A 14,116-nucleotide genomic window follows, 5' to 3' on the forward strand; every position below is an offset into this window, starting at 1 on the left:
TGTGAAAATTGACAACACTAACAGAAAACTGGGCAACTCTTTCCCTGCCTCGCACAATTCTTCAATGAAACCCACAGTCCAATTGGATACCTCCCAACCGGAGTGTCCCCTCAAACCATTGACGCCAAAAGCGCATAAACCCGTTTCATCTCTTCTTGCATCATCCACTGATCAACCGCGAGCCATCTGCAATGGATTGCATTTCCTTCGAGCCTTGTCATACCGGCTTTCAAGCCTTCTTCTACCCGTAGTGTTTCCTGTAATGAACGGATATCGATGTCCTTAGCTTTAGGAGATACTAGCCAGATCGAACCGACATACATTGCGTCTCCCAGTAAACCAATACCAGTTAAGTCAACTTCTTTCGGTGAAAAATGCAGTGAATCGAAGGCGATCAGTTCGTCTTCAACGAAAATCTTAAAGTTTGATTTCAATGATTCATAGTCAAAAATTTCACCGCGCTTTTCGCGACCCGGGGCGAGGATTTCTCCCCATAATACCGTTGAATCAGCGGCTAGCCTAAGTGTCGTGTCGACTTGGAACTTCGCATCAGCGAATGGAATAATGACTACAGGCATCCATTCCAGACGCGCTCGTTCGGCGAGCCAGACATCGATTGTCAACACACAAGTATCTCCTGTATGGGACGGATAGATTTTCAAAGCTGACTGCTGAATCAGCCTCGCGCTGCTGTCTGGTGCAATTTTCACTGTAATGTCATTTCGATCCCCTGCAACCATCCCACCAGACGATTCCATTATGTAAACCGTCGCTGTCGGGTCTTTCCCTTCGTATAGTTCGCGGCTTGCCTTCAAAGGGGGCTGCTGGTAAACATGAGGCATCCGTGTATAGCCCCTTCTAAATTCGAACTCTAGATTTAGTTTTCCGTGATGGATGGAGCGGGACGGATTATGCATTTGAACCAGCAGATTCCGCGCCTTCCAACAGCATATTGTGCTTAATCCAAGCAATAACCTTGTCTACATTTTTCTGTGTTCTTACATCCGTGAAAATATATGGACGTCCGTTGCGCATTTTTTTCGTATCGCTATCCATCAGGTCAAGATCGACACCGACGTACGGAGCAAGATCCGTTTTATTGATCAACAAAAGATCAGAACGCGTCAAAGCAGGTCCGCCTTTTCTCGGAATATCCTGGCCTTCTGCGACGTCAATTACATAGATATAGCCGTCGACAAGTTCCGGACTAAAAGTAGCAGATAGGTTATCGCCGCCACTTTCCACAAAAATAATATCAAGATCATCAAAACGAGTTTTCAACTCATCGATTGCCGCAAAGTTCATATAAGCATCTTCACGGATTGCCGTATGTGGGCAACCTCCTGTTTCAACGCCCAAAATACGGTCTTCTTCAAGTACTCCGCTTTTAATTAAAAACTGTGCATCTTCACGTGTGTAAATATCGTTCGTAATGACAGCCATATTATAATCTTTATGCATTGCACGTGTCAGTTGGTCAACGAGCGACGTTTTGCCCGATCCAACCGGTCCACCGATGCCTATACGTACTGGGATTAGCGCTTCGCATCCAGTCTCATGGCTTCGGCTACCCCTTTGCCGCACTTGCGCTGGAGTGTACATTATTGAGAGAGTATTTAATTCAGAGTGTACATCGTAGACCACTAGGTGCTCTGGGGATGCCTCTCGCCCTGAGCCTGGATTAGCGCTTCGCATCCAGTCTCACGGCTTCGGCTACCCCTTTGCCGCACCTGCGCCGGAGTGTACATTATTGATAGTGATTTTGAGATGTATAGACTGAGATTATAATGTGATTACTATTTAATACTAATTTCATTGAAGAAAGACGCACTATAGATTGCAAGTCTAATCCCCAATAACGAAATGTGCTTTCTTAAAGAGACCATCCAGCGAAGGCGCGTCTTCGTGGTAGCCGGAGCGATAAGACTGATGGAGGGATGCAGTTCAATCCCTCCTTGCTCTTCTTTCCGACTTATCGCGGGAGGCATCCACAAAGCGCAGAAGCGGTATTAGCGGGATTTCCAACTCTATCCATTGTATCGGGACTTATTCAGTGTTTCATCTCACTCCGTAATTTTCGGTGGGCCTGGCGTCCTGGACCTGTCTCATACAACCTCTTCTCCACATCCGTTTCCGGGTATACCCCGGGTACAGGAATGGGTTTGTTGTTTTCATCCATGGCCACCATTGTGAGGAATGATTCAGTCGTCAGCTTCGTTACTCCAGTCAAAAGGTTCATGGAATGGACCGATACGAACACCTCCATTGACGTGCGTCCGGTAAAAGTGACGATTGCTTCGAGTTCCAGTACGTCACCAACGCGTGCGGATGAGAGGAAATCGACTGAATCGATAGATGCCGTGACAACCGAACAATGAGAATGCTTCATCGCTGCGATTGCAGCGATTTCATCTATGTATGCCAGGACACGACCGCCAAAAATTGTTTGTAAATGATTCGTGTCTGGCGGCAAGACAATTTTGGATTGAATGGTACGTGAATGGCTCATTGGTCTTTTTTGTACCATGAAAATCTCTCCTTCGCTTTTATGAATTAAGGGAACCTTTCCCCTATATCTTCCGTATATAGAGTATACACATATTGGGGGTCTATTCATGCTGAATTTTATTGATACACATTATCAAAAGATCACTTGGTTGATCGTATTACTTGGATTCTTCATAATCTTTACAGCTAAAGACTATTTATCACTTATTTTGTTTTCATACCTACTTGTTAGAGCTGTTAAGTCCCGGGATGCCATCCGTAAAACCCTTCGAAATACCCCTATCAGCGCGATGATCATTTATGCAATCGGAATGATTTTACTCATTGCTGCGCTTACGGCCATTATGCTATTTTCGGCAGGTTTCATTAAGGAATATAACATTCCTGGTATTTTTCAGTATATTTATGTAGCTATTGTACTGGTTGGTTCCATGTTCTTTTATGTCTGGTTTATGGCTTTTTTAATAAATCTGCGGAATAGGAAAAGTTCGAACAAGTAAGTAAAACGCTCTTCATTTTTCGCCAAATAACTTTTTCGAATAGAGATGGGAAAACTTGAATTCCCCTTCCTGTTTAACACTTTTATCGACAATCTCTCCCTCTTTCATAACATAAATACGGTTGCACATATATTCGACAACCTGTAAATCATGAGAAATAAAAAGAATCGCCATACCGGTCTCCCGATTCAGTTTGATGAGTAAGTCTATAATCTCTTTTTGTATTAATCGATCGAGACTAGAGACAATTTCGTCGCATACTAACAATTCCGGCTGAATGAGGATGGACCTCAGTAAGTTGACACGTTGCCTTTCACCACCGCTCAATTCAGATGGACGTCGATTCAAATGCGCTTCGGTCAGTTTTACATTCCCGAGCATATGACGAATATACGTATCTCGGTCACCACTTCTATTGCGTAACGGTTCCCTCAGAATTTCTTTGACAGTCCAAGTTGGATTAAGAGCCGCCGATGCATTTTGAAAAATCAGCTGGCATTTTTTGTAGAATACTTTTTTCGTATTCCTCGTTATGGGTGCTCCATGAAAGGAAACAACACCCGTTTCGGGGGTTTCAAGCTGCATAATTAGACGTGACAAAGTACTTTTCCCACTACCACTTTCTCCAACAAGACCTACGATTTCACCTTCCCCAATAGCCATATCAATTCCACGAAGTACTTTCTTCTCTTTGCGGTAACTTTTCGATATATTCTCCACAGTTAATAGCATGCTCTTTCCAACCTTTCCAACACATCAATCACGCCTCGGCGTGATTGCGTCAAGATTTTGAATTGAGCTTGAGGCCTACAGGGGGGAAGGATTGAACTGCATCCTTCCTTGTGGGTCATGCAGTGGGGAAGGATGTAGTTCAATCCTTCCTTGTTGCGACAGGACGTCGCGAACTTAGACTGCCTTCCTCTTAACACCTTTCAAAATCTGTGACATCCGCCGGAGGCTTTAACAGGGAGAAATGGAACTTAATTTCTCCCTGTTAAAACCGACTTTCCAGAAGTCGTTTTGTATAGGAATGCTCTGGCCGTCTAAATAGTTCTTTAACACTTCCCGTCTCAATCACTTTACCAGCTTGCATGACGACCATTTCATGTGCCGCATCAGCTACGACATCCAAGTCATGCGTGATTAATAAAATCGTCGTCCCTTGCTCTTCATTCAACTTTTTTAGTAAAGCAATAAAGTCCCGCTGCAACACTCTATCAAGTGCGGTTGTAGGTTCATCTGCAATTAAGAGTTCCGGCTTCACGTACAAGGCACATGCAATCATACAACGCTGTAACATTCCACCTGATAGTTCGAACGGATACTGATGGAAAACTTCATTCGAAAGACCGAGACTACTTAAAGCACCGGCCATTTTCACACAAAACTGTTCAACAGTATCCCCTATCCGTTCTCCGGAAAAGGCATAAAGTTGATACTTCATTTTCACAGACGGATTAAAACTGTTTGCTGCATCCTGGAAAATCGTGAAGATATGTGATTTCCTAATTTCCATAATTTCCTCGGTTGAGCTGTTAATTAAGTTCCTGCCATTAAACAAGGCCTGTCCAGTCGCCTTCATACCCACTGGCAAGATCCCGAGCAATGCTGCGACGGTCATACTTTTCCCACTGCCGCTTTCACCGATAATTGACGTAATCTTCCCGCGTGGAATCGAAAACGAATTATTCTCTACAATGTACTGTTCATCGACAACTATTGATAATCCGTCTACCTTAAGCATTTGACCGCCTCCGTTTTGAATTTTTCAATGCTTCACCTATAAAGTTAACGGATAGAATCGTTATGAAAATCATGATTCCTGGGAATAAACCAATCCACCATGCACCAATCAAAATATCATTTTGTGCGTAGTACAACATATTTCCCCATGAAGGTATCGCCGGCGGTACACCGATGCCGAGAAAACTAAGCGATACTTCGATGAACACCGCACCCGCAAAGTTGAACAATGTAACAACAAAAATAGCAGGCACACTATTACGTAGCAAATGGCCAAAAATGATTTGCCACAGTGGTGTCCCGAACATTTTAGCCATTTTCACAAATTCAGTTTCTCTAAGGCGAATGAATTCCGATCTAACGATACGTGCAGTAACTAGCCATCCAGTAACTCCGATGACTAGCGCCATACTCCACATGCCGCCTTGCATAAATGCTTGAAACGCCAAAATCAGGATTAGAGATGGGATTGTAATTAGCGCTTCGAGAAACCGCATCATTACCGCATCTACATAGCCCCCCACGTAGCCGCTAATTCCGCCGTAAAGTACACCGATAATGAGGGATAGAATTACAGAAGTACCCGCAACAGTGAGCGTTACTTTTCCGCCTTCCAGTAGACGGGAAAACACGTCGCGCCCAAGATGATCCGTTCCTAGCAAATGGCCTTCTCCTGGTGGTACATATATTTCATCCATATCCATTTCGTTTGGCGGATGTGTTGAAAAAAGTCCCGCGAAAACCGTCATGATGACAATCACCCCAAGGACCATAGACCAGAATAGAATTGTTTTTCGAAGTTTCATCTACTGTATGCCCCCTTCCGTAATTTGGGATCCACTGCATACATGATGAGGTCGATGACGAATAAACTTAAGACAACGAGCAGCCCGATAAAAAGGATGCCACCCATAATCAGCGGGAAGTCTTTCATCATCACCGCTTTTACCATTAGCTGTCCGAGCCCTGCCCACGAAAATAGAGATTCAACGATAATTGATCCACCAAAAAACGAAGGGATTGTCATACCGATGTAATTCAAATACGGAATGGATGCGTTGCGCAAAATCCCTTTTCTGATTTCACTTTCCACAACTCCATTTGCCCTCGCAACCATTACATAATATTTACTGCTTTCTGCTTTTATACTTTCTTGAAGGAAGCGCGCATAGATACCTATATGGGTTAGAATAATAACGGCTGCTGGCAAAATGAGATGGCGAAGTTTGTCTAAGAGACCTCCATCACCTCCGATATCCCCCGTACCCGAGGACGGAAGAATTCCGAGTTTCACCGAAAAGAATGAGATGAATAAAATCCCTAGCCAAAATGATGGTATGGAAGATGTCGCAATACTAATTGTCGATAGCCCTTTATCCCACAATGAGCCGGCTTTCATACCTGCGACGGTACCAATCCATTGCGAACCAATAATAATGAATAGTAAGGTTACACTTGAAAGTAATAACGTATTTGGCAAACGTTCTAGAAGAATGGTATTAACAGGACGGCCTTCCCTAGACGAATAACCTAAATTCCCTTGCATTGTTTCCTTTAGCCATGTGCCATATTGCACGATCACAGGACGATCAAGCGAAAAAGCACGGCTGATTCGTTCTTTTTCAGCCGCGTTTAATGTTTGTGCATTGCCTCCATAGAAAGCCGTCGCCGGATCCCCGGGAGCCAAGTGCATGATGAAAAAAGAGAGGAAGCTAATGATAAAAAGGACACTTACTCCCGCCATCATTCGCTTCACAATCCATTTAACGTTCATTCCACTTCCACTCCTCGACGTTCCAAAGAAAACCAGATCCATGATGACCGAGTGTTCGCTCTTTTACACCTTCCAGATTTTTATTGATGCCATAAATTGCATTTGCATAGGCAATAAAATCATACGGCGGATCCAGTGCTAGTTCCTTCTGAAACTCCATATAGACTGCTTTTCTCTCATCTGTATCTGTTAATAAACGGCCTTTCTCTAGCAAAGTATCCACTTCTGCATTAGAGTAATCACCGAAGTTGTATCCTGAACTTGTTCTACTCGATTGATCTGTTCTGAACAAAATGTGCGTGTGATGATCCGCGTCGTATGGGCTTCCCCAAGCGATTACGAACGCATCAGTATCTTCAATGGTAATTGCACTCCAGTCGAGTGCAGCTACTTTTACATAAGCACCGATTGCTTTAAAACCTTCAGCCGTGAAGTTTGCTATATTCACACGAACTGTATCGGTTGCAGGAACTGTAATCGTAAATGCTAATCTTTCACCGTTTTTATAACGGAAGCCCTCTTTTCCTTCTTTCCAACCCGCTTCATCCAGAAGTGTTTGCGCTTTTTTAACGTCATACTCATATTTCTCAACTTCAGCATTGTTAAAGGCGTGTTTTTGAAGCGGCGAATACGCTTCCGTTCCGTACCCTTTTAAAATGCCTTTGACGATTGCTGTACGATCCGTTGCGTAGTTAAAAGCACGTCTCACATTGACATCAGTCCATAATTCTTTGTTCATATTATAAAGAATACCGCGATAATCTGCTGATTCTATATCATGTATGTCAATATTCTTTTCACCTTTCAAACTTATCGCCTGCACCGGGTCAAGTAACGCAATATCGACTTCACCTGATTTTAATTGCAGCGCCCGGACATTACTATCTGGGATGAATTTAAAAATCACTTTTTCGATAGATGGAGTTGTGCCATGAAAATCGTTGTATGCTTTCAATGTCAAATTGTTTCCCCGATCCCATTCATCAAACATATAAGGGCCTGCACCGATGGGGTGGCTATTGAACTCAGCCGTACGCATTTCGACATTTTCAAATGCATGCTTTGGCAAGATTGGTACTGTCAATTTATCGAGTATCGGTACAAATGGATGTTTTAACTTCAATTCAAATGATAGCTCGTCCACTTTCGTCAAAGAATCAACTTCAGTGAAATCTGCTTTTAAAAAGGAAGCATTTTTATCATCCAAGATGCTTTCAATTGTGAAAATGACATCTTCAGCCGTCAGGGCTTTGCCATCATGGAACTTGATGCCCTCTTCTAAAATGAATGTATACGTTAAGTAGTCTGGAGAAATAGTATATGATTTTGCAATGTCTGTAATAGCCTCATTCTTTTCATCGAACCTCATTAGACCCCGGAATAGTAATGAATCTAGGTTTGTCTCTTCAAGAATCGGATTTAGTCCTTCAAATTCGGACTCGGAAGCGTATACGAGGCGATTTTCTTTTGGTTTAGTATCAGTATCCGCTTTTTTCGCACAACCGGAGGCAACGAGTACCAGCAGGGAAAAAACGAGTAAAATCTTTAGCTTCTTATTTAACATAATGTCCTCCATCAAATAACTTTCATAATTGATTTTCCTCACTCTAGTATATTCTACTTCTCGTGGTTTAAGCTACTCGTGCCTTTCAGAGCTAGATAGCATCACGCTGAGCGAAGTAGTAATACCAGGTCTTTCGCAAGAGTTAATACTTCGTTCAAATGAAAATGAAAAAAGCTGTCCCAGTTTAGCGGGATAGCTCGAGTACTGCAACTGCATCAGGTCGTGCCATTACTTGTTCATCGTACAAGTGACAGGCGACGAAGTGATCTGATTCCTTCTCAAGCCACTTTGGCTTTAGTGCTGCACAGACGTCCATTGCATAGGGACACCGTGTACGGAAGACGCAACCTGACGGCGGATTGATGGGGCTTGGCAGTTCGCCTTGCAGTAAAATGCGTTCGCGCGATTCTTCGATGTCCGGATCCGGAATCGGAATGGCTGATAACAGTGCTTCCGTATATGGATGGAGAGGTTTATCGTACAGTTGTACACTTGTCGTCAATTCCACCATATGACCGAGGTACATGACGCCTATGCGGTCAGAAATGTATTTCACCATCGACAAATCATGGGCGATAAACAGGTACGTTAAGCCTTTTTCACGCTGTAGTCGCTGTAATAACTTAACAACTTGTGCTTGTACAGAAACATCAAGTGCCGAAATGGGTTCATCCGCAATGATGAATTCTGGATCGAGTGCGAGTGAGCGGGCAATGCCGATTCGCTGACGCTGCCCGCCGGAAAATTCATGTGGATAGCGATTTGCATGATCCCGACTTAGCCCGACGTCCTCCAATAACTCAAAAACCCGATTACGCATTTCCGCCTTTGACTTGTACAACCCATGCACTTGCATTGGCTCAGCAATGATTTCATAGACCGTAGAACGCGGATTCAACGACGCATAGGGGTCTTGAAAGATCATTTGCATTTTCTTTAGGAAACGTTCCCTTTCTTTAGTCGTCATATCGTGAATGCTTTGCCCGTTATACAGCACTTCGCCGTCTGTTTTATTGTACAATCCAAGAATCGTACGGCCTGCCGTTGATTTACCGCAACCGGACTCTCCAACAAGCCCAAACGTTTCCCCTTTGTAAATATCGAAACTAATTCCGTCGACCGCTTTTAACTTCTCTCCGCGCCCCACGTCAAAATAACGTTTCAAATCTTTTACGGACAATAAAACCCGATTTGTCATGCTCGTACGCCTCCTTCTATAATGCCATAACGTCGGACGGCGCATAGCTCACGCGCTAGTTTTGTACCTGCAAGTTTCATCACTTCAATTGACTTTCCTGTTGAATGGGAATGGAGAAGCATGCCCTCTCCAAAATAAAACCCGACGTGACGGACACTTGCTTTTCCTTCATTATCAGCAAAGAAGAGGAGGTCCCCTTTTGCCCAGAGCGATTGATTATCTATTGGAATTTCTTTACCACCGCGTGCCTGATCTCCGCCGTCCCGCGGAATGGAGTGTCCGCAGGCTTTCAGCATACTGTATGTAAAACCAGAACAATCGTAGCCATACGTTGACATACCTCCCCATAAGTAAGGTAAGTCAAGAAACGCAAGACCTTTGTCGACAGCATCTGAAACAGGATTTTTCTCAAATTGATGGACGGAAGGCGCAAGTTCTACGTTCTCCTTCAATAACAATGCTTCTCCATCCGGAGTGCATACTCGTAAATAGTCACCTGATTCACCAATATAGGGCAGTATTGAATTAAATGGAATGACAATTGACGGAGTACCGCCCGCGTTCCACAATTGTGCTTTCCCAGCAGTCACTCTACTAAATCCAATCGCGTGAATCGGTTCCGCTTCTTTTAGTTGCGCGAGTGGGACCCATCCAGGATAACCGCGCTCGTCTTTAGTTGAAGGCTGCCAGACAGCAATCACTTTCGCCCACGCATCTTGTACCTCTTCCACGATGACCGGTTCACCGTAAAGCAACTGGGTCTGAATCCGGTTCCCATTACATAAATCGAGGCGCTCTTCGAAAGCTAAGTTTTCGAGCCATTTCGTTAACCTGACTGGGTTTACAATTCCTGGCTCGTCAATTTCCCTGGCAGATTCCGGTGATGTCCACACGGTTGCAACTGAAACGGAACAATACCACGTGTTCAAGTTCGTACCCATCGACCAAACCACTCCTTTTCGTAGGTGTCACAGTCATTCGAATTCAAGGTCAATTTCAGGCATGTGCCAAACTGGTTTTACTTCATCAGCCGGGCATTGCATTCAAAATCGATTATTCCACTCCAGGCAATATCGTCAGTGTCTTGTTATCCGCGTCGAGTTTTGCGCCGATGCCGAGTGGTATCGCGAAATGAGGTTCGCAGTGTCCGATTTTAAATCCCTTCACGACAGGTATGCCGAGATTCGCTGTGTAATGATCGAACACTTCATCAAGCGTCAGCGATTCTTTCCGTTTTTTCGGTTCAGCTTTTGAGAAATCACCGATGATAATTCCTGCAGCTTCCTTCAATTTACCCGAAAGGCGCAACTGATTGAGGAGCCCGTCAACTTTGTAAGGCTCTTCACCGACATCTTCGATAAATAGTAACTTTCCTTTTGTATCCACTTCGAACTTAGTCCCAATTCCACTGGCAAGCAAGGATAAATTCCCGCCAACGAGTTCTCCCTGGGCTGCTCCAGCTGTAATGGTTTCAAGTGGTGAAATCGCTTCCGTATAATGAAGTTCCATTGGTTCAAATAACTGTTGGAACATTTTCGCTGATAATTCGTGAAACGTGTCTTTTCCGACACAAGACGCAAGCATAGGACCGTGAAAAGTGACGAGATTAGAATACAGACCCATCGCCGTGTGCAGGAATGTAATGTCACTGAAACCCCAAAATATTTTAGGCTTCTCTTTCATCAACTGTAAATCGATTTTATCGGCATAGCGGGCCGAACCAAATCCGCCGCCTGCACAAATGATTCCTTTCACTTCCGAATCTGCAAACATGTCGTGTAAGTCATTAAGCCGTTCGTCGTCTGTTCCTGCAAGATAGCCGTTGACATTGTTCATATTTTTTCCAAACTTCCATTTCAATCCGAGTTGTTCAAGAAACGCAAGTGACTTTTCCAAACTTTCCTGATTGGGTGGGCTTGACGGGGCGATGATACCAATTGTGTCCCCTTTTTGTAGGCGTTGTGGTCGTATTTTCATAAGTAAAACTTCCTTTCATTCATAACACTTTTGGGCGTTAAAGTACGTTGTCGTATTTCCTTAGGAGAAAAAAAAACGGCGCCACAACGGACGCCGAGACTTTCAATTAGTTCTTATCCGCATACTTCAAGTCGATATAGCCAACAGGATGACGCAGGATCCCAGTAACGCCAGGCTTCTCAAGCGTTGTCTGGTTGTAATAATAAATCGGGAAGACAGGCATTTCTTCCATTAGAAGCTGGTCCGCCTGTTTTAACAATTCCCAGCGCTTATTTGCATCTGTTTCATTTTTAACGTCCGTAATAAGCTTATCATATTCTGCATTCGACCATGTTGTTCGGTTCATGGAAGAGTCCGTGATAAAACTTTCAAGTGCGTTTACTGGATCCGCATAGTCATGCAAGAAAGATGAGCGGGACAGCTGGTATTTAAACTCCTTTTGTTCAGAAGCAAAAACTGCGCTCTCAACGGTTTTCAATCCTACGTCAACGCCAAGAACTTCCTTGAACGTCGCTTGTAGCGCTACCGCGATATTTTGATGAGATGGACTCGTTGAATACGTTAAGTCCACCGCTGGTAATTCTGTATAGCCCTCTTCTTTCATACCTTCTTCTAGAAGCTTTTTCGCCTCATCCTTATTGAATTCAACTAGTTTACCGACAGAATCACGGAATTCTTTGCCATCCGGACCGATGAATCCGTATGTGACGAAACCGTGCGCAGGTTTCTCTCCATTTTTTGTTACATACTCAACGATTTCTTCCTGATTAACTGCGAGTCCGAATGCTTTTCGAATTTTCTTATTTGTGAAAGGTTCCATTGACGTATTAAAACGGTAGAAGTAAAGTCCCGCTTGGTCGTCAATGCGTAGTTCATCACTATCTTTCAACTTTTCCGCTAGTTCAGGCGGTACACCTGATTGGTCCAGCTCATTCGATTCGTACATTTGATATTCAGTTGTTGGATCATTGACCATAGCCCAATTCACTTTATCGAGCTTGACAGCGTCTGCATCCCAATAATTTTCATTCTTCTCGAATATGAAACTCACATCATGGTCCCATGAAGCTAATTTGAATGGACCATTCCCAACAAACGATGCCGCTTCTGTAAACCATTTTGAATCAGCAGTCGCCACTTTTTCATTAATTGGGAAGAAACTTGGATTTGTAATAATATTTAAGAACGCCTCATTTGGAGCCGTTAATGTTACGACAAATGTTTTCTCGTCTGGTGCTTCTACCGCTACATCCTCAGCAGCACCTTCCCCAGTATTATAGGCTTCCGCTCCTTCGATGAAATACGCCAGGAACGAAGCAGGTGAAGCTGTCTCTGGGTTAAGCATATGGCGCCAAGCATAGACAAAGTCCCCCGCTACAACAGGATCCCCATTTGACCATTTCGCAGTATCACGGATGGAAAATGTATATGTCAGGCCATCTTCAGAAACATCAATCTTTTCTGCTGTCGCCTCTACAGCGAGGTGATCTTCTGACAGACGCGTCAATCCTTCCATCAAGTTGTTCAATGCACCCCATGAAACCGCATTGAACCCGACAGATGGATCGAATGATGTTGGTTCCTCACCATTGTTCAAGTAAAGGATCTTTTCCGCTGCGACCGGTTCCTCTTTTTTACCGTCATCCTTCTCTTTCTCTGGTTCTTTTCCTGCATCTTCTGTAGCTGTACAAGCTGCAAGCACTAGCGCGAGCAACGCTACCATTAGAAACGTTAACCACTTCTTCATTCAAAATCCCCCTTTGTTTGTCATGAATATGGAAGCACTTTCGTGCGTGTACCCAACGTTTAAGCGAAAACCTGTTTCGCGCGTTCATCCTGCAGCCAACAATCCACTGCATGGTCTTTAGAGAGTTGTGTTGTTTCTGGATAAACGCGGTCGCAGACATCCATCGCGAACGGACATCTTGCCGTAAATGGACATCCTTTCGGCGGTGAGAATAAATCCGGCGGTGTTCCCTCAATCGGTTGTAACTCTTCCTCTTTCAAGTCAAGCCTCGGTACAGATTTCAGCAGTCCTTGTGTATACGGGTGTTTTGGTGTGTAGAAAATTTCTCGTTTCTCCCCAATTTCAATTACTCTTCCTGCATACATGACTGCGATGCGGTCTGCGATCTTGGCAACGACACCGAGATCATGCGTAATCAGAATGATTGAGACACCCGTCTTCTCTTGGATTTCATCGAATAACTCAAGAATTTGTGCTTGAATTGTAACGTCAAGCGCGGTTGTCGGCTCATCTGCAATTAACAGCTCCGGTTCACAGATAAGTGCAATCGCAATGACAATACGTTGCCTCATTCCTCCTGAAAACTGATGCGGGTATTGTTTCAGCCGCTCTTGTGGATTTGGAATACCGACGAGTTCCAGCATTTCAATCGCTTTCTTCCGTGCATCTCCTTTACTTACTTTGTGATGCGTCCGATAGCCTTCAGTTAACTGTTCGCCAATTTGGAGTGTCGGATTAAGCGCTGTCATCGGATCTTGAAAAATCATAGAAATATCAACGCCTTGAATCTTCCGAAGGCCTGCTTTGTTCAGTTTGGTCAGGTCTTTCCCTTTGAATAAGACCTTGCCATCCTTTATTCGCCCTGGCGGCTGTGGGATTAACCCCATGATTGTATTTGCTGTGACACTCTTCCCGCATCCTGATTCTCCTACAATTGCGAGCATCTCCCCTTTGTACAGTTCGAACGACACGCCACGTAGCGCCTGGACTTCTCCACCAAACGTTTTGAAAGATACGTGTATATTTTCCACAGAAAGCACTTTTTCAGTTGAAACTGCTTTACGCCTTCTTTTTTTGCCATGCTGTTTCTCAGAATCTACTTGCC

General features: G+C 44.0%; 14 protein-coding genes. 1 reads left to right on the plus strand and 13 read right to left on the minus strand.

What is annotated here, in order from left to right; all coding sequences use genetic code 11:
• Positions 1 to 110 precede the first annotated feature (110 nt).
• From AC1TO4_RS08055 to AC1TO4_RS08065, 3 genes are all read right to left on the minus strand, one after another.
• On the minus strand, positions 111 to 842 hold the full coding sequence (locus AC1TO4_RS08055) for an urease accessory protein UreD (RefSeq protein WP_482104886.1): 732 nt from the start codon (positions 840 to 842) through the stop codon (positions 111 to 113).
• Between the two features lie 67 nt (positions 843 to 909).
• Entirely contained in the window at positions 910 to 1,536 is a 627-nt protein-coding gene (ureG, locus tag AC1TO4_RS08060) for an urease accessory protein UreG (protein WP_482104936.1), read from the minus strand.
• 514 nt (positions 1,537 to 2,050) lie between these two features.
• A complete protein-coding gene (locus AC1TO4_RS08065) occupies positions 2,051 to 2,527 on the minus strand; it encodes an acyl-CoA thioesterase (RefSeq protein WP_482104887.1) in 477 nt (158 codons plus the stop codon).
• Positions 2,528 to 2,615: 88 nt separating this feature from the next.
• On the opposite strand from AC1TO4_RS08065, the gene AC1TO4_RS08070 reads away from it, so the two are divergent.
• Entirely contained in the window at positions 2,616 to 3,008 is a 393-nt protein-coding gene (locus AC1TO4_RS08070; RefSeq protein ID WP_482104888.1) for a hypothetical protein, read from the plus strand.
• Positions 3,009 to 3,020: 12 nt separating this feature from the next.
• On the opposite strand, the gene AC1TO4_RS08075 is transcribed toward AC1TO4_RS08070, so the two are convergent.
• The 10 genes from AC1TO4_RS08075 to AC1TO4_RS08120 form a co-directional block, all read right to left on the minus strand.
• On the minus strand, positions 3,021 to 3,740 hold the full coding sequence (locus AC1TO4_RS08075) for an ABC transporter ATP-binding protein (RefSeq protein WP_482104889.1): 720 nt from the start codon (positions 3,738 to 3,740) through the stop codon (positions 3,021 to 3,023).
• Between the two features lie 262 nt (positions 3,741 to 4,002).
• Positions 4,003 to 4,752 carry an ATP-binding cassette domain-containing protein gene (locus AC1TO4_RS08080; protein ID WP_482104890.1) on the minus strand — a complete coding sequence of 250 codons (750 nt, stop codon included), beginning with the start codon at positions 4,750 to 4,752 and terminating at the stop codon, positions 4,003 to 4,005.
• Entirely contained in the window at positions 4,745 to 5,557 is an 813-nt protein-coding gene (locus AC1TO4_RS08085; protein WP_482104891.1) for an ABC transporter permease, read from the minus strand. Before AC1TO4_RS08085 ends, AC1TO4_RS08080 begins: the two co-directional genes overlap by 8 nt.
• Positions 5,554 to 6,525, minus strand: a complete 972-nt coding sequence (locus AC1TO4_RS08090) for an ABC transporter permease (protein ID WP_482104892.1) — start codon at positions 6,523 to 6,525, stop codon at positions 5,554 to 5,556. The genes AC1TO4_RS08085 and AC1TO4_RS08090 overlap by 4 nt, the downstream gene beginning before the upstream one ends.
• Positions 6,515 to 8,089, minus strand: a complete 1,575-nt coding sequence (locus AC1TO4_RS08095; protein ID WP_482104893.1) for an ABC transporter substrate-binding protein — start codon at positions 8,087 to 8,089, stop codon at positions 6,515 to 6,517. The genes AC1TO4_RS08090 and AC1TO4_RS08095 overlap by 11 nt, the downstream gene beginning before the upstream one ends.
• Before the next feature lie 184 nt (positions 8,090 to 8,273).
• Positions 8,274 to 9,287 carry an ABC transporter ATP-binding protein gene (locus AC1TO4_RS08100; RefSeq protein ID WP_482104894.1) on the minus strand — a complete coding sequence of 338 codons (1,014 nt, stop codon included), beginning with the start codon at positions 9,285 to 9,287 and terminating at the stop codon, positions 8,274 to 8,276.
• Positions 9,284 to 10,228 (minus strand): C40 family peptidase, encoded by a 945-nt coding sequence (locus tag AC1TO4_RS08105; protein ID WP_482104895.1) that lies wholly within the window; start codon positions 10,226 to 10,228, stop codon positions 9,284 to 9,286. The genes AC1TO4_RS08100 and AC1TO4_RS08105 overlap by 4 nt, the downstream gene beginning before the upstream one ends.
• Before the next feature lie 112 nt (positions 10,229 to 10,340).
• Complete coding sequence (locus AC1TO4_RS08110) at positions 10,341 to 11,264, minus strand: S66 peptidase family protein (RefSeq protein WP_482104896.1); 924 nt, start codon at positions 11,262 to 11,264, stop codon at positions 10,341 to 10,343.
• Between the two features lie 106 nt (positions 11,265 to 11,370).
• A complete protein-coding gene (locus AC1TO4_RS08115; protein WP_482104897.1) occupies positions 11,371 to 13,011 on the minus strand; it encodes a peptide ABC transporter substrate-binding protein in 1,641 nt (546 codons plus the stop codon).
• 59 nt (positions 13,012 to 13,070) lie between these two features.
• Positions 13,071 to 14,051 carry an ABC transporter ATP-binding protein gene (locus AC1TO4_RS08120; RefSeq protein WP_482104937.1) on the minus strand — a complete coding sequence of 327 codons (981 nt, stop codon included), beginning with the start codon at positions 14,049 to 14,051 and terminating at the stop codon, positions 13,071 to 13,073.
• Positions 14,052 to 14,116 lie beyond the last annotated feature (65 nt).

The sequence above is a fragment of the Sporosarcina sp. Y838 genome (assembly GCF_056786515.1).

Coding starts and splice junctions, on each gene's coding strand:
- AC1TO4_RS08085 (WP_482104891.1), bottom strand. CDS start 5,557: ATGAAACTTCGAAAAACAATTCTATTCTGGTCTATGGTCCTTGGGGTG.
- AC1TO4_RS08105 (WP_482104895.1), bottom strand. CDS start 10,228: ATGGGTACGAACTTGAACACGTGGTATTGTTCCGTTTCAGTTGCAACC.
- AC1TO4_RS08100 (WP_482104894.1), bottom strand. CDS start 9,287: ATGACAAATCGGGTTTTATTGTCCGTAAAAGATTTGAAACGTTATTTT.
- AC1TO4_RS08110 (WP_482104896.1), bottom strand. CDS start 11,264: ATGAAAATACGACCACAACGCCTACAAAAAGGGGACACAATTGGTATC.
- AC1TO4_RS08055 (WP_482104886.1), bottom strand. CDS start 842: ATGCCTCATGTTTACCAGCAGCCCCCTTTGAAGGCAAGCCGCGAACTA.
- AC1TO4_RS08070 (WP_482104888.1), top strand. CDS start 2,616: ATGCTGAATTTTATTGATACACATTATCAAAAGATCACTTGGTTGATC.
- AC1TO4_RS08080 (WP_482104890.1), bottom strand. CDS start 4,752: ATGCTTAAGGTAGACGGATTATCAATAGTTGTCGATGAACAGTACATT.
- AC1TO4_RS08095 (WP_482104893.1), bottom strand. CDS start 8,089: ATGTTAAATAAGAAGCTAAAGATTTTACTCGTTTTTTCCCTGCTGGTA.
- AC1TO4_RS08075 (WP_482104889.1), bottom strand. CDS start 3,740: ATGCTATTAACTGTGGAGAATATATCGAAAAGTTACCGCAAAGAGAAG.
- AC1TO4_RS08115 (WP_482104897.1), bottom strand. CDS start 13,011: ATGAAGAAGTGGTTAACGTTTCTAATGGTAGCGTTGCTCGCGCTAGTG.
- AC1TO4_RS08090 (WP_482104892.1), bottom strand. CDS start 6,525: ATGAACGTTAAATGGATTGTGAAGCGAATGATGGCGGGAGTAAGTGTC.
- AC1TO4_RS08065 (WP_482104887.1), bottom strand. CDS start 2,527: ATGGTACAAAAAAGACCAATGAGCCATTCACGTACCATTCAATCCAAA.